The 19,757-nt window shown below is 74.8% G+C and carries 17 protein-coding genes; 4 read left to right on the top strand and 13 right to left on the bottom strand.

Annotated features, from left to right (window positions below):
* Nucleotides 1-83: 83 nt before the first annotated feature.
* The 6 genes from serS to Sru01_RS13215 form a co-directional block, all read right to left on the bottom strand.
* The gene (gene serS / locus Sru01_RS13185) at nucleotides 84-1,343 is read right to left on the bottom strand and encodes a serine--tRNA ligase (protein WP_203984600.1); all 1,260 of its coding nucleotides are present in this window, start codon (nucleotides 1,341-1,343) and stop codon (nucleotides 84-86) included.
* A gap of 78 nt (nucleotides 1,344-1,421) precedes the next feature.
* Nucleotides 1,422-2,345: a prephenate dehydratase gene (gene pheA / locus Sru01_RS13190; protein WP_203984601.1), complete on the bottom strand. Its 924-nt coding sequence runs from the start codon at nucleotides 2,343-2,345 to the stop codon at nucleotides 1,422-1,424.
* A gap of 65 nt (nucleotides 2,346-2,410) precedes the next feature.
* Entirely contained in the window at nucleotides 2,411-3,721 is a 1,311-nt protein-coding gene (locus Sru01_RS13195) for a glycosyltransferase 87 family protein (RefSeq protein ID WP_239137370.1), read from the bottom strand.
* 2,423 nt (nucleotides 3,722-6,144) lie between these two features.
* Nucleotides 6,145-7,749 carry a polyprenol phosphomannose-dependent alpha 1,6 mannosyltransferase MptB gene (gene mptB, locus Sru01_RS13205; protein ID WP_239137371.1) on the bottom strand — a complete coding sequence of 535 codons (1,605 nt, stop codon included), beginning with the start codon at nucleotides 7,747-7,749 and terminating at the stop codon, nucleotides 6,145-6,147.
* Nucleotides 7,750-7,990: 241 nt separating this feature from the next.
* Nucleotides 7,991-8,737, bottom strand: coding sequence for a glycosyltransferase family 2 protein (locus Sru01_RS13210; protein WP_239137372.1), 747 nt, complete (start codon nucleotides 8,735-8,737; stop codon nucleotides 7,991-7,993).
* 72 nt (nucleotides 8,738-8,809) lie between these two features.
* Nucleotides 8,810-9,160, bottom strand: a complete 351-nt coding sequence (locus Sru01_RS13215; RefSeq protein ID WP_203984604.1) for an STAS domain-containing protein — start codon at nucleotides 9,158-9,160, stop codon at nucleotides 8,810-8,812.
* Between the two features lie 232 nt (nucleotides 9,161-9,392).
* Here Sru01_RS13215 and Sru01_RS13220 point away from each other — a divergent pair, with 232 nt between their 5' ends.
* Complete coding sequence (locus tag Sru01_RS13220) at nucleotides 9,393-10,100, top strand: hypothetical protein (RefSeq protein WP_203984605.1); 708 nt, start codon at nucleotides 9,393-9,395, stop codon at nucleotides 10,098-10,100.
* Here Sru01_RS13220 and Sru01_RS13225 read toward each other — a convergent pair.
* On the bottom strand, nucleotides 10,078-11,202 hold the full coding sequence (locus Sru01_RS13225; RefSeq protein WP_203984607.1) for a sensor histidine kinase: 1,125 nt from the start codon (nucleotides 11,200-11,202) through the stop codon (nucleotides 10,078-10,080). The two genes, Sru01_RS13220 and Sru01_RS13225, sit on opposite strands and share 23 nt — an antisense overlap.
* On the bottom strand, nucleotides 11,199-11,909 hold the full coding sequence (locus tag Sru01_RS13230; RefSeq protein ID WP_239137373.1) for a response regulator transcription factor: 711 nt from the start codon (nucleotides 11,907-11,909) through the stop codon (nucleotides 11,199-11,201). The genes Sru01_RS13225 and Sru01_RS13230 overlap by 4 nt, the downstream gene beginning before the upstream one ends.
* A 188-nt stretch (nucleotides 11,910-12,097) precedes the next feature.
* Between Sru01_RS13230 and Sru01_RS13235 the strand changes: the two genes are divergently transcribed.
* Entirely contained in the window at nucleotides 12,098-12,265 is a 168-nt protein-coding gene (locus Sru01_RS13235; RefSeq protein ID WP_203984608.1) for a hypothetical protein, read from the top strand.
* Between the two features lie 129 nt (nucleotides 12,266-12,394).
* Entirely contained in the window at nucleotides 12,395-13,585 is a 1,191-nt protein-coding gene (locus tag Sru01_RS13240; RefSeq protein WP_203984609.1) for an arginine deiminase, read from the top strand.
* A gap of 54 nt (nucleotides 13,586-13,639) precedes the next feature.
* Here the strand turns inward: Sru01_RS13240 and Sru01_RS13245 are convergent, their stop codons facing one another.
* Complete coding sequence (locus tag Sru01_RS13245; RefSeq protein ID WP_307812014.1) at nucleotides 13,640-14,074, bottom strand: ATP-binding protein; 435 nt, start codon at nucleotides 14,072-14,074, stop codon at nucleotides 13,640-13,642.
* A 152-nt stretch (nucleotides 14,075-14,226) separates the two neighbouring features.
* Nucleotides 14,227-16,116 carry a PAS domain-containing sensor histidine kinase gene (locus Sru01_RS13250; protein WP_239137374.1) on the bottom strand — a complete coding sequence of 630 codons (1,890 nt, stop codon included), beginning with the start codon at nucleotides 16,114-16,116 and terminating at the stop codon, nucleotides 14,227-14,229.
* A gap of 251 nt (nucleotides 16,117-16,367) precedes the next feature.
* On the opposite strand from Sru01_RS13250, the gene Sru01_RS13255 reads away from it, so the two are divergent.
* The gene (locus Sru01_RS13255) at nucleotides 16,368-16,931 is read left to right on the top strand and encodes a methylated-DNA--[protein]-cysteine S-methyltransferase (RefSeq protein WP_203984611.1); all 564 of its coding nucleotides are present in this window, start codon (nucleotides 16,368-16,370) and stop codon (nucleotides 16,929-16,931) included.
* Nucleotides 16,932-16,946: 15 nt separating this feature from the next.
* Here the strand turns inward: Sru01_RS13255 and Sru01_RS13260 are convergent, their stop codons facing one another.
* From Sru01_RS13260 to Sru01_RS13270, 3 genes are all read right to left on the bottom strand, one after another.
* Nucleotides 16,947-18,314, bottom strand: a complete 1,368-nt coding sequence (locus Sru01_RS13260) for a purine-cytosine permease family protein (RefSeq protein ID WP_203984612.1) — start codon at nucleotides 18,312-18,314, stop codon at nucleotides 16,947-16,949.
* A gap of 141 nt (nucleotides 18,315-18,455) precedes the next feature.
* Nucleotides 18,456-18,788 carry a rhodanese-like domain-containing protein gene (locus Sru01_RS13265; protein ID WP_203984613.1) on the bottom strand — a complete coding sequence of 111 codons (333 nt, stop codon included), beginning with the start codon at nucleotides 18,786-18,788 and terminating at the stop codon, nucleotides 18,456-18,458.
* Between the two features lie 31 nt (nucleotides 18,789-18,819).
* The gene (locus tag Sru01_RS13270) at nucleotides 18,820-19,698 is read right to left on the bottom strand and encodes an Fpg/Nei family DNA glycosylase (protein ID WP_203984614.1); all 879 of its coding nucleotides are present in this window, start codon (nucleotides 19,696-19,698) and stop codon (nucleotides 18,820-18,822) included.
* Between the last annotated feature and the right edge of the window lie 59 nt (nucleotides 19,699-19,757).

The raw sequence follows: 19,757 nt of genomic DNA on the forward strand, positions 1-19,757 counted from the left end.
CGCGTGACTCCGAGAAGTCGGACAAAAGCCAGCAACCCGCCTTTCTCCTGGAATAGGCGGGTTACTGGGCCGGGTAAATACCCCTACCCGAGCGGCTCCAGCCGGTCCAGCCCGACATATGGCCGCAGCGCCTCCGGCACCACCACCGAACCGTCCGCCTGCTGGTGGTTCTCCAGGATGGCCACGATCCACCGGGTGGTCGCCAGGGTGCCGTTCAGCGTGGCGACGTGCCGCGGCTTCTCGTCGGTGTCGCGGTAGCGCACCGACAGCCGGCGGGCCTGGAAGTCGGTGCAGTTGGAGGTCGAGGTGAGTTCCAGGAACCGGCTCTGGCTGGGCAGCCAGGCCTCGCAGTCGAACTTCCGCGCCGCGCTCGACCCCAGGTCGCCGGCCGCGGTGTCGATCACCCGGTACGGCAGCTCCACCTTGGCGAGCATCTCCTTCTCCCAGGCCAGCAGCCGCTGGTGCTCCTCGGCGGCGTCCTCGGGGCGGCAGTAGGAGAACATCTCCACCTTGTCGAACTGGTGGACCCGGATGATGCCCCGGGTGTCCTTGCCGTACGAGCCCGCCTCGCGCCGGAAGCAGGACGACCACCCGGCGTACCGCAGCGGCAGCGACCGGCCGTCCAGGATCTCGTCGCCGTGGTAGGCCGCCATCGGAGCCTCGGAGGTGCCGACCAGGTACAGGTCGTCGGCCTCCAGCCGGTAGACCTCCGAGGCGTGCGAGCCGAGGAACCCGGTGCCGGCCATCGCCTCCGGCTTGAGCAGCACCGGCGTGATCATCGGGACGAAGCCCGCCTCGATCGCCTGCTGCATGGCCATGTTCAGCAGGCCGAGCTGCAGCCGGGCCCCCACGCCCTTCAGGAAGAAGAACCGCGCGCCGGACACCTTGGCGCCGCGCTCGGTGTCGATCGCGCCGAGCATCTCGCCGAGCTCCAGATGGTCGCGCGGGGTGAAGTCGAAGGCCGGCCGCTCGCCGACCTCCTCCAGCACCACGTAGTCGTCCTCGCCGCCGACCGGGGCGTCGGCCACGATGTTGGGCACGCCCATCAGCAGCTCGTCCAGCTGCCTGGCGAGCTTCTCCGCCTCGGCCTCGGCGCCCTTGACCTCGGCCGCCAGCGTCTTGGCCCGGGCGAGCAGCGCGACCCGCTCGTCCCCGGAGGACTTCGGAACGGACTTGCCGACGTTCTTCTGCTCGGCGCGCAGCGACTCGTAGCCGCTCAGCGCGCCGCGGCGGCGCTCGTCGAGCTCCAGCAGCCGGTCGACGACCGAGTCGTCCTCGCCGCGGGCGCGCTGCGACGCCCGTAGCCGTTCCGGATCCTCACGAAGGGTACGCAGGTCAATCACGTGACAAAGGCTACCGAGATCCGGCCCTCGCTCGCGCACCCGATACGGCGTTCGGCTCACGGCGCCCGGGCCGGCCGATCACCCCTCGCCGGAGCGGACCCGGGCCAGCCAGTCCGCCGCCTCGGCGAAGTCAGGCTCGGCGGTACCCGTCCGCAGCTGCGGCGACACCCGGTCCGCCCGGGGATAGCTGCCCAGGAAGCGGACGTCCGCGCACAGCCGGTGCAGGCCGGACAGCGCCTCGCCGACCCGCGCCTCGGCCACGTGACCCTCGGCGTCGAAGTGGAAGAAGTACCGGCCGATGCCGTCGCCGGTGGGACGGGACTCGATGCGGGTCAGGTTGACCCCCCGGACGGCGAACTCGCTCAGCATCTCCAGCAGCGCGCCCGGGTGGTCGTCGCGCAGGAAGGCCACCAGGGACGTGCGGTCGGCGCCGGTCGGCGCGGGCAGCGGCCCGCCGGGCCGGTTCACCAGGACGAACCGGGTGACGGTGTCGTCGCGGTCGCCGATGCGCGCCGCCAGCTCCACCAGCCCGTAGTGCTCGCCGGCGATGGCCGGGCCGATCGCCGCGTCGTACGGGGAGCCGGGGATGGACACCTCCTGCGCGGCGCCGGCGGTGGACGGGGCGGCGATGACCACCGCGTCCGGCAGCTCGCGGGCCAGGTACCCCCGGCACTGGGTGATCGCCGCCGGGTGGGTGTAGACCCGCTTGATGTGCGGGATCTCAGTGCCGGGCCGGGCCAGCAGGGAGAACTCGACCGGGAGCAGCAACTCGGCACTGATCAGCAGCGCGCCGCCCCAGGCCAGCTCGTCCAGGGTGACCGTGATGGCGCCCTCGACCGAGTTCTCCAGCGGGACGACGGCGCCGTCGGCCTCGCCCGCCCGGGCGGCCGCCAGCGCCGCCGAGACGTTGGCGCTGGGCATCCGCTCGGCCTCTGGGGCGAGGCTGCGCAGCGCCGCCTCGCAGAAGGTGCCCTCGGGTCCGAGGTAGGCGATTTTCGGCATGTCCCCCAGGCTACCGGCGGGACCGCCGGCCACCGGCGGAACAGCGGTCGTTCTGTACCGAGAATCTAGGATCGGTCACCGGCCGGCCGGGGCGGCCGGGGCGGATCCGCGCTGCTCGGCGGGCTCGCGGCCGCCGGCACGGCCGCCGCCGGGGCCGGCCCGGCCACCGCGTCCCGAGCGTCCCTCGAGCGGCGCGCGAGCAGCCACACCAGCCCGGCCGCGCCGAGACCGAAGGCGTCCTGGACCACCCGCCCGGCCACCGGGCTCAGCACCGGGATCTCCGCGGCACGCAGCGCCACCCCCCACCAGGGGATCGGCACCACGTAGTACAGCCAGACCGCCACCGGCACCCACGGCCGCTCCCGGGCGGCCAGCGCCGCGATCACCACCACCAGCCACGCCAGGTGGTGGATCCAGGCGACCGGGGAGACCAGCACCGCCATCAGCCCGGTGAGCGCCACCGCCGCCATCCGGTCACCCACCAGCAGCGCGCGGCGGGCGTGCCGGAAGCCGTACCAGGCGACCGCGCCGGCCAGCACCAGCCACAGGGCCGAGGTGAGCCACTCCGGCAGGTACAGCCGCAGCAGCATGCCGCGGATGGATTGGTTGGTGGTGGCCGCGTTCGCGCCGAGGCGCTCGGGGTCCAGCAGCGCCGAGAACCAGAAACCGGCCGCGTCCCGGGGGATCACCAGGAACGGCGCCACGGTCAGCAGCGCCGCGGTGAAGGCGGCCATGAAGAACGCGCGCCGCTGCTCGGGCCGGCCGTCCCGGCCGAAGCCGGTGATCAGCAGGTAGACCAGGAACACGCCCGGGGTGAGCTTGACCGCGGTGGCCAGCCCGATCAGCAGGCCGCGCGGCCACCACGGCCGGCGCGCGACGCAGTCGGCCAGGCACAGCATCACCAGCAGGATGTCCACCTGGCCGAAGCGCACCTGGTCGCGGATCGGCATCAGGTAGACGAAGGCCGCCGTCACGCCGGCGAACAGCAGCGGCACCGCCCAGGCGGGCCGGCCGGGCCGGGCCACCAGGTCGCGGAAGCCGAGCCAGGTGGTCACCGCCAGGCAGGCGAAGATCCCGATCGTCCACACCCACTGCGCGGCCGGCCAGGACAGGGCGGCGAGCGGGACGGCCAGCAGCGCGGCGATCGGCGGGTAGGTGAAGGGCAGCAGCTGCGGCGCGGGCGTGATCGCCTCGTACACCGGCAGGCCGCGCAGCACGCTCTCCCCGCCGGTGCGGTACACGTCCAGGTCGACCAGCCGCTGGTCGCCCGGGTTCGTCAGCCAGTAGCGCACCAGGGGGGCGGCGGCCACGCCGATGACCAGCAGGGCGAGCCCCCAGGCCCACCACCGCCGTCCGGCCGCCGCACCGCTCCCCACGATGCGGCAGGTTACCCGGTCCACCGCCCCGGTGCCGCGCTCCGGCGGCGGGCGGGCGAGGGCGGCGGGTGCGGCGGCTAGGGTTGCTGGGACGGCACGGCCGCGGCGCGGGTGCAGGTGCGGGCGGGAAGCGAGGTCTCCGGTGAACATGCGTGGCGCCGCTCGCGCGGCCCTCGATCGGCGTTCCCACGGCACGCCGCGCCGGGGCCGGCTCCGGGGGGCCGTCACGCTGCTGGCGGCCGTCCTCGGCATCGCGGCGCCCGTGGCTCCGGCCATCGCCGCCGCGTCCCCCGCCCGCGGCGCCGCCGCGGCCGCCGCGGCACCCGTCATGATCGCGCCGGCCACCTCGTCCACCGCCACCGCAGGCCCGGCCACCTCGTCCGTCGCCACCGCGGCCGGAACCACCGCGGCCCAAGCCACCGCGGCCGGAACCACCGCGGCCGGCCGGTCCGGTGCGCCGGCCGGGCGGGTCGTGGTGATCGGGGTGCCGGGCCTGCGGTGGGCCGATCTCAGCGCGTCCGGCACGCCCGCCCTGTGGGCGCTGGCCGGGCGCGGCGCCGCCGCGTCCATGTCGGTGCGCGCCCTGCCCCGGCCGGACCGGCCGAGCACCTGCCCGGCCGCCGGGTGGCTGACGATCTCCGCCGGCCAGCGGGCCGGCACCCCAGACCAGGAATGCGCCCGGCCGGCCGCGCCGGTGCCCGGGGCGGGCGGCTCGGCGAGCGTGCCGGGGTGGGCGGATCTGGCGTCGTTCAACGCGGCCACCTCCTACCAGGCGATGATCGGGCTGCTGGGCCAGGCGGTGCATGACGCGGGCGGCGTCACCGCCGCCGCCGGACCGGGCGCCGCGCCGGCCGCCGCCGACCGGAGCGGCAGGATCGACCGGTACGCCGGCACCGTCGAGGGGCTGGGCGATCTCCAGCGGTACGCGTTGGTGGCGGCGGAGGTGGACGACCTGGCCCGCGCCTGGACCGCCGCTCCGGGCTTCCCGGCCGCCGACCTGGCGCCGGCGGCGCGGGCCCGCGCGGCGGCGGACGCCGATCGCCGGGCCGGCGAGATCCTGGCCCGGGTGCCGCCGGATACCACCGTCCTGCTGGCCGGGCCGTCCGACACCGCCACCACCGCCCACCTGCACGTCGCGCTGGCGGCCGGGCCCGCCCCCGGCGGTGACTCCTACCGCCGGGGCCACCTGACGGCCACCTCGACCCGGCAGGACGCGCTGGTCACCATCACCGACCTGACCGCCACCGCGCTCGGCGCGCTCGGGCTGCGGGCACCGGCCGGAGTGGTGGGGCGGCCCTGGATCAACGGCGGCCCGGCTCCGGCCGCCACCGCCGCCATGATCGGCGAGCTGGCCGACGCCGATCTGGCCAGCCGGGTGCTCATGCGGGTGCGGGCGCCGTTCTTCGCGGTCTTCGTCGCGCTGCAGATCATCTTCTACGGCCTGGCCGCCGTCGCGGTACGCCGCCGCCGCGGCGGCCCCCGGGTGCTCACCGCCACCCGGGTGGTCGCGGTGGCCGCCGGGTCGGTCGCGGTGTCCACCTTCCTCGCCCAGCTGGTGCCGTGGTGGAGCCTGCCGTGGCCGATGGCGGCGCTGATCCTCACCATCGGCGCCATCACCGGGCTGATCACCACGCTGGCGTTCGCCGGGCCGTGGCGCCGGGCCGTGCTCGGGCCGCCGGGCGTGGTGGCCGCGGTCACCTCGCTGGCGCTGCTGGCCGATGTGATGAACGGCTCGCGCCTGCAGGTGAACGCGGTCACCGGCTATGAGCCGGTCACCGGCGGCCGGTTCTACGGCTTCAGCAACATCGCCTTCGCGGTGTTCGCGACCGGCACCCTGCTCTTCCTGGCCGCGGTCGCGCAGGCGACGGCCGATCACCGCCGGCGGCGGCCCGTCCTGGTCGGCTGCCTGGCGTACGGGCTGCTGGCGATCTTCGCGGACGGCTATCCGGGCTGGGGCGCCGACTTCGGCGGGGTGCCGGCGTTCGTGCTGGGGTTCGCGGTCTTCGCCCTGATGCTCACCGGCCGGCGGGTCACGCCGGTCCGGCTCGCCGCGATCGCGGTGGCCGGCGCGGCGCTGATCACCGCGATCGCCGTCGCCGACTGGCTACGGCCGGCCGACCGGCGCACCCACCTCGGCGCCTTCGTCCAGCAGGTGATCGACGGGGCGGCGGCGTCGGTGGTGGGCCGCAAGCTCGGCGCCATGCTGGGCACGCTCGGCAACTGGCAGCTCACCCTGCTGTCGATCGTCGCGCTGGCGTTCCTCTATCTCGTGCTGGCCCGGCCCTCGCGGTGGGGTGCGTCCGCGCTCAGCCAGGCCTACCTTCGGGCGCCGGCGCTGCGGGCCGGGCTGTTCGGCGTGCTGACCGCGGCGGTGGCCGGGTTCCTGGTCAACGACTCGGGCATCGCGATCCCGGCGATGGCGCTCACCGTCGCGGTGCCGCTGACCCTCGCCGCGTCGATCCAGGCGCTGCCCCGGCCCGCAGCGCCCACCAGACCAGGGCGATCGTCAGCGCCAGCAGGATCGACGGCACCACCTGAGCCCGGACCACGTTGACCAGCCATTCGGCGAGCTCCCGCGGCTGCTGCTCCTGGCGGGCCGGCAGGTAGGCCAGCGAGAGCACGGCCAGCCGGGCGGCGGCGAACCCGTCCAGTGCCGAGGCCGGCACCATGGCCAGCAGCGCGAACAGCAGGCCGTCGTACCAGGGCAGCGCGTAGGGGGTGGCGAACAGCCAGGCGGCCACCACGGCCACCGCCACGAAGGCCGCCTCCCGCCCCGCCATCTCCCCCCCGGCCGTCTCCCGCCCCGCCATCTCCCCCCCGGCCGTCTCCCGCCCCGCCGTCCCCAGCCTGGCCGGCCGTGCAGCCGGCCGTGCGGCCGGGCGGCCCGCGGCATCGGCCGGGCCGGGCGGCAGGTGGCGGTCGCGCAGCGCGCGTAGCAGCACGGCGGCCAGCCCGGCCAGCACCAGGTAGGAGCCGTACTGGATCCACGCCTGGTACGCCCCCGGGCCGAAGGCCGCCTGCAGCCCGCGCTTGACCAGGTGCCACGGCGTGGCCAGCGAGACCGACCGGCTGGCGTACAGCACCTGGTCCAGCGAGTGCGGGCCGGCCAGCAGGTAGGCCACCACCACGGTGACGGTCGCCGCCCCCGCCACGACCGCCAGCCGGGCCGGGGACCGGCGCAGCGCCCACGCCGGGCCGAGCGCGACCAGCCCGGCGGTGACCTTGACCGCGATGCCCAGGCCGAGCAGCACCCCGGCCGCCCACCGGCGCGACCGGGCGTGCGCCGCCAGCGCGGCCACCACGAAGGCGACGGCCAGCGTGTCGACGTGCATGCCGGCGACCAGCTGGTAGATCACCAGCGGGTTGGCCGCCCACAGCAGCGCCGCCCGGACCTGGCGCCGCCGGTCGCGGCCGGCCCACCGGTGCAGCAGCAGCGCCGTCCCGGCGAACGCCGCCGCGTTGACCAGCGCGAGCACGAAGACGATCAGACGTACCGAGTCGCCGCCGATCGCGCCGGCCAGCCACTGCCCGGCGGTGGCGACCGGCCCGTACAGGCTGGGCTCCTCCCGCCAGGGCCGCTCCACGGCATCGGCCACCGGATCGCCGGACAGCGCGGCGGCCCCAGTGGCGTACGGGTCGAGGCCGAGGACGGCCATCCGCCCGTAGGCGGCGTAGTTCAGGTGGTCGGCGGACCCGGACGGCGGCAGGAAGGCGAGCACCGCGGCGGCCAGGCAGCCGCCGGCCACCAGCAACCGCGGGTCGGGCAACCGGCCGCGGCGGGCGGCGAGCAGCCCGGCGCCCAGCCCGAGTGCACCCAGGACGATCGCCGCCACCTCCAGGCCGATCACCAGGTGCGCGGGCGGCCGGACGCCAAGCGAGAAGGGCGGGCCGCCGGGACCGGGCAGCGCCGGCACCACGGCCGACGGGCCGAGCAGGCCGATGGTGACGGTGACCAGCACGCTCAGCACGACGCCCGCGACCGCCGCGTACGCCGGCGCGCGGGCGCCCGCCTGGGCCTCACGATCCACCGGACGATTCCAGCACACCCGCGGACCGGCGCGTGCCACCGCGCGGCACGGACCCGGCCGGCGGCGCGGCGGACCCGCTCGCCGACCGGCGGGACCTCGCCACCCGTCCGGGCGGACGGCACACCCGCAGACGCCCGCCTCACCCAGCGCGCACCCACCGCCCGCAGGCGGTACCCATCACCCGGGGACCGCACCCGGCCGCCCGGCCGGAGCCGGCGGTCAGCGGGCGGTCAGCGGGCGGTCAGCGGGGGGGACGGGCCAGGGAGGTCACGGCGGCGATCCGGGGGTCGCGCGCGGCCAGTGCCCGGGCGACGTCGCGGAACTGGCGGGCCCGGTGCAACTGGGCGGGGAGGTCGGTGCCGGTCGCGCGGTGCGCCATCTCGACCTCGACCTCGGTGATCCGGAACCCCTTGCGCACCAGGTCGATGGACAGGGCGGTCTCCACGCCGAAGCCGTGGGCCAGCGGCCGGGCGGCCTCGAAGGCCTCCCGGGTCAGGCAGCGCTGGCCGTTCAGCGGCTGGGCGGGCGCCCAGCCGCCGGTGGCGCGCCGGATGCCCTCGCGGGCCAGCCGGACCACCAGGCCGTGCCCGCCGAGCTTCACCCGGGTGGCGAACACCGCGATGGTCATGTCGGCCTTCCCGTCCCGGACCGGCTCGACCAGCGGCGCGGCCCGCCCGGCGGTGCCGGCCAGGTCGGCGTCCAGGAAGAGCAGGTGGCGGGGCGGCGCCTCGCCGTCCAGCAGGGCGACCGCCTCGGCGCCCGTCTCCATGGCGGCGGCCTTGCCGCGGTTGCGGCTGTGCCGGACGACCCGCGCGCCCGACGCGCGCGCCACCCGGCCGGTGGCGTCGGACGAGCCGTCGTCGACCACCACGACCAGGTCGACGCCGGGAATGGCCAGCGCCGCGGCCACCGTGGCGCCGATCCGCCCGGCCTCGTCCTTGGCCGGGATGATCACGGCGGTGTCCGGCCGCATCGATGGGTCGCTCATCGCTCCTCGTCCGGTTCGCGGGCCGGCCGTGCGGCGCCGGCCCGGATGCTCGTCCCTGCTGTGGCGGCGAAGCTAGCCCGGATGCTCGGCGGTGAGCAACTCCGCCGGTATCGCGTCGTACACGGTGAAGACCGAGTCCAGCCCGGTCACCTGCAGGATCTTGCGGACGGCCGGGCGTGGCGCGGCCACCTCCAGCACGCCGCCGCGTTCTCGCATGCGCTTGAGCGCGGACAGCAGGACGTTCATGCCGGTCGAGTCGCAGAACTCCACGCCGGACATGTCGATGACCACTCGCTCCGGCCCGGTCTCCAGCAGGCGGGCGAACTCCGCCTGCAGGCGCGGGGCCGTGTAGAGGTCGATTTCGCCGGTCACCGCCAAGATGGCGTGGCCGGCATGTGATCGAGTCGAGACCTTGAGCTCCACAGCGGGCACACTAGCGCCGTACCGGCCCCGGGTCACGTTCTCCGCGATACCCGAAGAGTCGTCAGCCCTTTGTTCCCTGTTTCCACCCCATCGAAACGCTGAGTAGGCGAAGCTTGACGCCATGTGACACCGGCCCGGCCGGAAAGGGGGGCGGCCCGGCGGCCGCGCGTCCGCTCGCAGGCGATGGGCGGGCGTGGCGCGCCGGGTCTGACGACACCGATGAACTTCGACGATGAACAGTGAGACGGCCGAGGAGCCGCGGCGGCGGCACCTGCGCGAGCGGCTGGAGGGCATCCTGGTCCGAACCGAGCGGGCGCGCGCCTGGGGGGACGCCGCCCGGCCGTTCCGGAGCCTGGTCAACCGGGACGGCTACGTCCCGATCCGCACCCGGCTGTCGGTGGACGACCTCGACACGCTCGCCGGCGCGCGGCGCGAGCTGCTGTGCTTCACCGAGCTGAGCCTGCGCCTGCTCGATCTGCACCAGCCGCGGGACGCGGGGGGTGCCGGCGGTGCCGCCGCCCGGCCGATCCTGCGCTGCCGCAGCTGCATGTGGCGCTGGCCCTGCCCGACGTTCCGGGCGATGGCCGAGGCGCTGGCCACCCTGCCCTCCTGGGACGCGCCCGGGGGGCCCGCACCGCAGGGGCGGGCGCCGGGCACCGGCCGGCGTGGCGTCCGAGGGCGCGCGCCCGGCGGCGGAGCCCATGCCTTACCCGGCGGCGCCGGAGCCCACGCCGCACCCGGCGGCGCCCACACCGCGCCCGGCGGTCCCGGCGCCCACACCCTGCCCGGCGGCCCCGGCGCCCACGTCGCACCCGGTGGCGGCTCCGCCGCCGCGTCCGCCGGCGGCCGGGCGGGCGGGAGCCACGCGGCCGGGCCGACCGGCACCCGCGAGCTGCCCGCCGTGGGCCGGTCGGGCGTCAGCTCAAGGCGGGGAGGGTGATCTCGAAGCGGCAGCCGGCGCCCTCGTTGGCCACCTCGACGGCACCCTGGTGCGCCTCGACGATGCCGCGGGTGATGGCCAGGCCGAGCCCCGCGCCGCCGTCCGGCCCCGGCGTGCGGGCGGCCTCACCGCGGAACGCCACGTCGAACACTCGCGGCAGGTCCTCCTCGGGGATCCCGCCGCAGCCGTCGGCCACCGACAGGCGTACCGCGCCGGCACCGGTGTCGGCGACCGCCCGCACCAGCACGGTGCCGTCGGCGGGGGTGTGCCGGATCGCGTTGACGACCAGGTTGCGCACGGCCCGCCCCAGCTCGGCGGCGTCGGCGTACACCGGGAGCACCGGCTCGGCCTCGCCGGCCAGCCGCACGCCCTTGGCCAGGGCCAGGGCCTCCACCCCGGCCAGCGCGTCGGCGACCAGGTCGCCGAGGCCGATCCGCCGGGGCGACAGCCGCAGGGCGCCCGCGTGGATGCGCGACAGCTCGAACAGGTCGTCCACCATGTGCGCGAGCCGCTCGACCTCCAGCCGGATCTGCTCGTGGTAGCGGCGGACGGTGGCGCCGTCGCTCACCACGCCGTCCTCCAGCGCCTCCACCATGGCGCGCATGCCGGCGAGCGGGGTGCGCAGGTCATGACTGACCCAGGCGACCAGCTCGCGCCGCGCGCCCTCCAGGGCCCGCTCCCGCTCGCGCCCCTCCCGCAGCCGCTCGTAGGCCTGCGCCAGGGCCTCGGAGATGGTGGCCAGCTCGGCGGGCAGCCGGCCGGACGGCCGGACGTAGTCCCGGGACGGCGTCACCGCCTCGACCGCCGCCACCAGCCGTCGGCTGGCCGCGACCACCTGCCGGGCGACGATCATGGCGATGCCCAGGCCGACCAGGCCGGCGATGGCGACCACGGTGAGCACGATGTTCTGGGAGTGCTCCTCGATGATCATCTCGATGGTGATGACCACCACCCCGGCCAGGGTGGCCGCCACGGTGACCACCGCGACGACCGCCATCATGATCGCGATGGACCGGCCGCGTAGCACCTGCAGCACGGCGAGGCCGAACCCGCCGGCCAGCAGGCCGAGACCGGCGGTGACCGCGACGATCTGGATGATCATGCCGCCGCGTCCACCGGCTCGTAGCGGTAGCCGACGCCCCACACGGTGACGATGCGGCGCGGCGCGGTCGGATCGCCCTCGATCTTCTCCCGCAGCCGGCGGACGTGCACGGTGACCGTCGAGGTGTCGCCGAACGACCACCCCCACACCTGGTCCAGCAGCGCGGCCCGGCTGAACGCCTGCCGTGGGTTGCGCATGAGGTGGGCGAGCAGGTCGAACTCGCGGGCGGTGAGGGTGAGCTCGCGGCCGCCGAGCCGGGCCTCGTGCGCGCCCACGTCGACCAGCAGGTCGCCGTCGCGCAGCACGCCGGTGCCGCCGGTGACCAGGGAGCCCTTGGCCCGCCGCAGCACCGACTGCACGCGCAGGGCGAGCTCGCGCGGGCTGAACGGCTTGGTGACGTAGTCGTCGGCGCCGGTCTCCAGGCCCATGACCCGGTCGATCTCCTCGCCGAGCGCGGTGAGCATGATCACCGGGATCGGGCGGCGTTCCCGGATCCGCCGGCAGACCTGCAGGCCGTCCATGCCGGGCAGCATCAGGTCCAGCACCACCAGATCGGGCGGGTCGGCCAGGGCGCGGCGCAGCGCCTCGGCGCCGTCGCCGACGCTGTCGACGGCATAGCCGTCTCGTTCGAGGTATCGGACCACGACCTCGGCCACGGTCGGGTCGTCGTCGACCACCAGGATGCGGGGCCGGGACGTCACGCTCACCTGCGGCACCCTACCCCGCCGGTCGCCGCGGTCCCGCGCCCCGGCCGATCCGTCACCACCCGGTAAGGAATCGGCCCGGCCCTCGCCGGAGATAGGCCCGGACCACTGGTGCACCCCGGAAAATCACGATCCGGACGTCGATCGAACAAAGCCGCGCATCCGGCGGCGGAACGACGTACCTTCGGCCTATGGCCCGCATCGTGCTTTCCATCCTCGGCGTCCTGCTGGCGCTCTACGTGGTGTTCGGACTGCTGCTTCCGGCACTCTTCGGCATCCTGAAGCTGCTGGTCGTGGTGGCCGTGATCGGTGCCGTGGTCGTCGGCGCCATCACCCTGGTGGGCAGGCTGTCCCGCTAGCACCACGCCCCCTGCGTGGTTTGTGCACCTCGTACCTCTTCGAGGGATTGTGCACCGTTACCGTGGTTAGACGTAGTGTTCCGGCGGAGCGCCGCCACCCGAGCGCCGCCACCACGGGAAGGTCGATCGATGAACGGTGCCGACAGCGAGGTCGGACGGCTGCGGACGGTCATGCTGCACCGGCCCGGGCCGGAGCTCAAGCGACTCACGCCGCGCAACAGCGACAAGCTGCTCTTCGACGGCATCCCGTGGGTCGGCCGGGCCCAAGAGGAGCACGACGCGTTCGCGCAGGCGCTGCGCGACCACGACGTCGAGGTGCTCTACCTCACCGAGCTGCTGCAGGACACCCTGGAGTACGAGGCGGCCCGGGAAGAGATCATCCCCTCGGTGCTGGCCGAACGGCAGCTCGGCGACCGGCTCGCCGAGCTCACCCGGCGGCACCTGGCGGACCTGGACCCCGAGGTGCTCACCCAGACGCTCGTCGCCGGGCTCGCCCGCGAGGAGCTGAAGACCGGGCGCGGGCTCGTCTACGACCTGATGGACCGGCACGACTTCGTCATCGACCCGCTGCCCAACCTGCTGTTCACCCGGGACTCCAGCGTGTGGATCGGCGACCAGGTGGCGGTGACCAGCCTGGCCATGCCCGCGCGCACCCGGGAGAGCTCGCTCACCCGGCTGATCTACACCCACCACCCGCGGTTCGCCGGCGTCCGGCACCTGTACGAGCCCTGGCTGGAGCACGTTGAGGGCGGTGACGTGCTGCTGATGGCGCCGGGCGTCATCGCGGTGGGCACCGGGGAGCGGACCACGCCCGCCGGGGTCGAGCGGCTCTGCCGGCGGGTCATCTGGGCCGGTCTGGCGCACACGGTGCTGGCGGTGCCGATCGCCCAGCAGCGGGCGACCATGCACCTGGACACGATCTGCACCATGGTCGACGTGGACACCGTGGTGATGTATCCGCCGGTCGCGTACTCGCTGCAGGCGTATACGGTGACCGCCGGCGACGAGGAGGGCGAGCTGCGCATCGCGCCGCGCCGGCCGTTCCTTTCGGCCGCGGCGCAGGCGATGGGCGTCGAGCGGGTCAAGGTCATCGACACCGGGTTGGACCCGGTGACCGCCGAGCGCGAGCAGTGGGATGACGGCAACAACACCCTGGCACTGGCGCCGCGGGTGGCGGTGGCCTACGAGCGCAACGTGGAGACCAACGCCCGGCTGGAGGCGGCCGGCGTCAAGGTGATCCGGATCGCCGGCAGCGAGCTCGGCAGCGGCCGGGGCGGCCCGCGCTGCATGTCCTGCCCGATCCGCCGGGACGGCCTGTGACGGGCCCTGACCCGGCGCCTGGGACAGCGCCTTTGACGGCGCCTGAGCGGGCGGTCAGCCGCACTCCCGCAGGGCCCCCATTTCGGGCGTCCGGACCGGCGAATTAAGGACATCTGCCGGCGCGGGCAGGATCGCCCACACGGTGGTCATCTCGCCGTCGTGCCGGACCCCCCACCGCTCGGCGAGGAACTCGACGATGCCGAGCCCACGCCCGCCGAGAGAGGAGAGCGCGGGGCGTCCGGCGCGCGGCTCGGTGGCCGCGCCCCCGTCGCTGACCGTGACCTCCAGCCGCTCGCCCGACCAGTCCCAGCTGGCCATGATCTGCCCGGACGGCAGTGGATGGGCGTGACGCAGGGCATTGCTCAGCAGCTCGCTCACCACCAGCACGGCGTCCTCGATGGCCGCCGCGAAGACCCCCCATGCCTCCAGATCGGCGCTGAGACGCCGGCGCGCGACGGCGACGCTGGTCGGCGCATACGGCAGCAGCACGACGCCCTCACTTCCCCGTTCTCCTGCAGTTCCCCGTGCGGAAAACACATCCCAGTACGACCGAAATGCCCCGTTCGATGGTTCTGGAAACCGCGCGGCGATCATTGCTTGCCCGATCTCGACGATAGGCGAACACCTCTGTGACCAGCCCGTTACCGGCTCGGTGTGTCGGATCCGATATGGGCGCCGGCGGCGCGCAGGGTGAACCTCATCCGGGTCCCGCCGCCCGGCCGCGGATGCGCGGTCACCTCGCCGCCCTGGGCCCGGGCCAGCGAACGGGCGATGTAAAGCCCGAGCCCCACCCCGCCGAACCGGCGGCGGTCACCGCTGTCGGCCTGGACGAACCGGTCGAAGACCCGCTCGCGGTCCGCCGGCGGGATCCCCACCCCCTCGTCGTCCACCACGAGTACCACCCGGTCTCCCTCCGACCACGCGAGCACGCGGATCAGCCCCCCGTCCGGCGAATACTTGAAGGCGTTCTCCAGAAGCTGGCCGAGCAGGATATCGGTGGCCAGCGCATCCCCGTCGGCCAACGGAAGATCGCGGGGAATGTCCACCTCGACCCGGTGCCGGGCGGACAGGACCGGCATGCCGAGCGTGGCGGCACGCACCCGCTCGCCCAGGTCGAAACTCGCCATCCGGACCTTCAACTCCTGGCTGCCCGCCTGCGCGCCGAGCAGCAGGTGGTCCATGAGCTGGCCGAGCGCCCGGGCCCGCTCGGCGATGGTCCGCACCGCCGAGCGCCGCTCACCGTCGGAGAGCTTGTCCCAGCGGGCGTCCAGGGTGCCGGCGAACCCCTGCACCACCGTGATGGGCGTGCGCAGCTCGTGGCCGGTCGTCGCCAGGAACAGGTCCTTGGCCTCCTCCAGTTCCTTGGCCCGGGTGACGTCCCGGAAGTCGACCACCAGCTCGGCGGTCTCGTCGATCTCCGCACCGACCACGTCCAGCCAGCGGCCGCAGGCCAGCCGGGTGGTGAGTTTCGCGCCGGGTTCGGGCAGCGGGAACGGCGGCGGCCGGCCGATCACCTCGGCGGCCCGCACCCCGGTCAGCTCCTCGGCCGCCGGGTTCCACTGCCGGACCAGCCCGTCGCCGCCCAGCACCGCGACCCCGTCCGCGCTGGCGTCGACCACGGCGCGCTCGTGCGCCCGCTGCCGCACCGCATCCTGGTAGGCCATCGCGTTGCCGAGGGCGATGCCGGCGTGCCCGGCCAGCAGCTCCAGCAGCTCCAGCTCGACGTGCCCGGCCGCACCGGTGGCGAACAGCGCGTACAGGGCGCCGTACGGCCGGCCGCCCACCGCGGCCGCCCCCAGCGCGATCGTGTGCAGGCCGGGCAGCCGCGACCAGATCAGCTCGTCCAGCACGGCCTGGTCCCCGGTCTCCAGCAGCACCGTCTTCCCGGTGCGCAGCAGCTTGCCCACCAGGCTGTCCCGCAGGTCGGCCGTGGCGCCGCGCAGGCCGCCGGGCAGTCCGTGCGTGCTGACCAGCCGCACCTTCTCGTCCTCGATGAGCACGAAGCCGCCCGCGTCGGCGCCGGTCAGCTCGGTCAGGCTCGCCGCGATGCGGTCCAGCACCGGCGAAAGCTCCAGCTCGGCGTTGATGTCGGCGACCACGTCGGTGAGCCGCCGGACGAGCATCGCCCGCCGCGCCCCGCGCTCCCGGGCGGCGGTGTCCTCACCGGCCGGGTGGTAGACGGTGACGTATCCGAGCAGCGCGCCGCCCGCCGAACGCAGGGCGCTGACGTCCACGCCCACCTCGACCGGCGTCCCGTCGCCGCGCAGCCGCCGGGTGCGCAGCGAGACCGGGCCGCCTCCGGTGCGCACCCGCTCCAGCACGGCGTTCTGCTCGGCCACCAGATCCTCCGGGACGATGGCCGCCCGGCGCCCGACCGTCTCGGCGGCCGGCCGGCCGAACAACCGCTCCGCCGCCGGGTTCCACAGCAGCACGGTGAGATCGCGGTCGAGCGCCACGACGGCGTTGGCGGAGCTGGCGAGGACAGCGCGGGCGACACCGTCATCGGCGTTCTCTCCCATGTCGTCACTCATGCCCCCATGGTGCCCGGTTTTGCGCGGCGTCCCGGGCACTTTGGCCCGCCCCATCGGAACAATCGTCCGCCCGGCCATCCCCGCGCCCCTCTCATGCCACTCTCATGCCACGGCCCCGCCCGGCCGGCGCCGGCATCGCGGCCGATCGGCGGCCTGATCGGCGCGACATGGCCGGCCGGCGCGGCGAGGGCGACCGTCGTGCCGCCCGCGCTGGGTTACGCTGCCGATAGCGGGCGAGAGGGGTGCGCGGTATGACGGCAGGGGATCTCGAAGCCCTGGTACGGGTGACCGCGCGGGGTTACGTAGGCGAGACCCCACCGGAGATCGCGTTCGGGACCACCGAGACCCCGGCCGGCCCGCTGGCGCTCGCGGTCACCGCCCGCGGGATCGCGGCGTGCAGCCTGCAGAACGAGCACGTGGTCTTCGCCCGCGTCACCCGGGAGATCGGATCGTTCATCGGCCCCGACCCGCGACGCCTGGACCCGGTACGGCGCGAGCTCGACGCCTACTTCGCCGGACGGCTCCGCGCCTTCACCGTCCCGGTCGACCTCCGGCTGGCCACGCCGTTCGCCCGCACCGTCCTGCAGATGACCATGTCGGTGCCCTACGGGAGCGTCACCACACACCAGGACATCGCGCAGCGCATCGGCCGGCCCCAGGCGCTGCGCGCGGTCGGCAACGCCCTGGTGGAGAACCCGGTCTGCGTGATCGTCCCGTGCCACCGGGCGGTCGAGTCCCCCGGCCGGCCGGGCGGCTACGCCGGCCCGCCGGCCGCCAAGGAACTCCTGCTGCGCCTGGAAGGCGCGCTGAGCTGAACCGGTCCGGCGCGGTCAGCGGGCCGCGCCCACCTCGCCGGGCTCGCCCGCCGGACGCGCCGCCCCGCCGCCCGGCCGGGCCACCCGCCCGGCGAGCAGGGTGAGCAGCCCGGCCACCAGGAACGCGGCCAGCGCCGCGTTCATCCAGTCCTGCCGGTGGAACCCGAGCGCCTCGCGCGCCGCCGCCCAGATCCCGTCCCACCAGGTCACGGTGGAGGTCGCGGTGACCAGCCAGTAGGCGGCGAAGCCGAGCAGCCACGGCACCGTCATCGCCCAGCGCGACGGCGCCCGCTCGGAGGTGTCCCACCGCGCCGCACCGCCCAGCAGGAAGTAGTCGACGGCCAGCACCGCGAACATCGGCACGAACACCGCGCCGATCACCGAGAGGAAGGCGCCGTAGGAGTTCACGTCCACCAGCAGCGCGACGGCGGTGGTCAGCACGCCGATCACGGTGGAGAAGATCCGCCGGTCCACCCGGGGCATCAGATTCTGCAGGGACATCGCGGTGGAGTAGACGTTCGCGAACGACTGGTCGGCCTCCCGCAGCACCAGCACGCCGAAGAACAGCGCGCCGAGCGGCACCGCGAGGAAGGCGTCCCACACCCGGCCGGCGTCCCCGGCGACCAGGCGCAGCGCGACGATGCCGAGCACCAGACAGGCGACCTGGGCGATCGTGTATCCCCAGACGACGCCGGTGAACGCGGCCCGGCCGGAGCGGGAGTGGCGCGCGTAGTCCGCCGCCACCGGCACCCAGGAGACCGACAGCGCGATCACGTAGTCCGTCGCGGCGGCGAAGGCGTGCCAGTCGCCGCCGGCGAGGTCCGGCCGCTCCCGGACCAGCGCCACCGCCAGCCACACCATCGCCACCACCACCCCCGCCGTCACGAACCGGCGCAGCAGCCGGATCGCGCCGAGCGGCCGGATCGTCAGCGCGACGGTCAGCACGCCGGCCGCCACGACCCACACCGGATAGGGCACCGCATCCCCGAAGATCGCACCGGCCGCGGTGGCGATCACCCACAGCTCGAAGGCGCCCCAGCCGAGCATCTGCACGATGTTCAGCACGGTCGGCAGGTACGACAGCCGGGCGCCGAACAGGCCGCGCAGCAGCACCATCGCCGGCGCCCCGGTGCGGGCGCCGGGCACCGCGGCCAGCCCGACCATCACGGTGCCGACCAGGCTGCCGATCACCGCGGCCAGCACCGCGGCCGGCACGGCCAGCGGCCCGGCGGACCCGGGCGGCTCCAGCAGATACAGCGCCCCGGAGAACCCGAGAAGGCTCACCCCGAGATTGGCCCAGAACGCGCCCTGGTCGAACACCCCCAGGCTCTGCGGCGGAGCCTGGTCGAGGGTCAGCGGGACTTCGTCGGCGGCGGCCGCCATCGCACACTCCCTACGCCGGCATTATCCGGACAGGTTCGGCGGTCGGCGGCACGCCCGGCAACAGCCGGGAACCGCCCTCTCAGCCCGGTGACGCCCGAGCTCCCGCGGTATGGATTTTGATCGGATTATTACACCCGACGGCTACGCGATGAAGGGCCGCCCCCCGTGCTCGGCGACCACCGGCCGGCCCGCGGCGGCCCACGAGCGCATGCCCCCGCCCACGTTCACCGCCTCCCGGCCCACGTGGTTGAGCCACGCCACCGCCTGCGCCGAACGTCCGCCGACCCGGCACACCACGTAGACCGGCACCCCCGCCGGAAGCTCCGCCACCCGCCCCTGCAACGCGCCGAGCGGGATGTGCACCGCGTCCGGGGCATGCCCGGCCGCCCACTCGTCGGGCTCGCGCACGTCGAGCAGGAACACGTCATCGGGAACCGCACCGGCGTCGACCTCAGGCACCACCATGCCCCCCATTGTCCATCGCCCGGCACCCCGAGCGCGCCATCTACTTCAGGAGGCGGGAAAGGCGGCGGTCGGCCAGGGGTTTGCCACCGGTCTGGCAGGTCGGGCAGTACTGCAGGGAGGAGTCGGCGAAGGAGACCTCGCGGATGGTGTCGCCGCACACCTCGCACGGCTGGCCGGTACGTCCGTGCACCCGCAGGCCGGACTTCTTCTCGCTCTTCAGGTCCCGGGCGGCGATGCCGCGCGCGCGTTCCATCGCGGACCGCAGCGTGCCGACGATCGCCTCGTGCAACCGGGCGACCCCCTCCTCGTCCAGCGAACCCGCGATCTTGAAGGGCGACATGCGCGCCGCGTGCAGCACCTCGTCGGAGTAGGCGTTGCCGATGCCGGCGATCACCTTCTGGTCGCGCAGCAGGCCCTTGATCTGGGTCCGGCTGCCACCGACGATGCGGCCGAGCACCTCCGGGGTGAACTCCGGGGCGAGCGGATCCGGGCCGAGGCCCGCCACCCCCGGCACCTGGGCCGGATCGGTCACCACATAGACCGCCAGCCGCTTCTGGGTGCCGGCCTCGGTCAGCTCGAACCCCGGCGCCGCGCCGTCGTCCCCCGGGGCGAAGCGGACGCGGACCGCGAGCGGCCCCTTCCCTGGCCGGACCGGACGGGCGCCGGTCAGATCGTCCCGCCAGCGCAGCCATCCGCCGCGGGCCAGGTGGACGACCAGGTGGATGCCGTCACAGTCGAGGTCCAGGAACTTGCCGTGCCGGGCCACCGCCGTCACGGTCAGCCCGGCCAGCGACGTCACCGGCGGCGACACCGTCTTCAGCGCCTGGAACGCCACCACGTCCACCCCGGCCACCGCCCGGCCCACCGCGCGCTCGCGCAGGAACCCGGCCAGCGACTCCACCTCCGGAAGCTCAGGCATACATCCACTGTATTGTCTGGCTCGCTATTGTCTGGCTCGCTGTCGCTCGCGGGTTCAGG

Origin of the sequence: Sphaerisporangium rufum (genome assembly GCF_016863395.1) — a bacterium.
GTDB classification, from domain to species: domain Bacteria; phylum Actinomycetota; class Actinomycetes; order Streptosporangiales; family Streptosporangiaceae; genus Sphaerisporangium; species Sphaerisporangium rufum.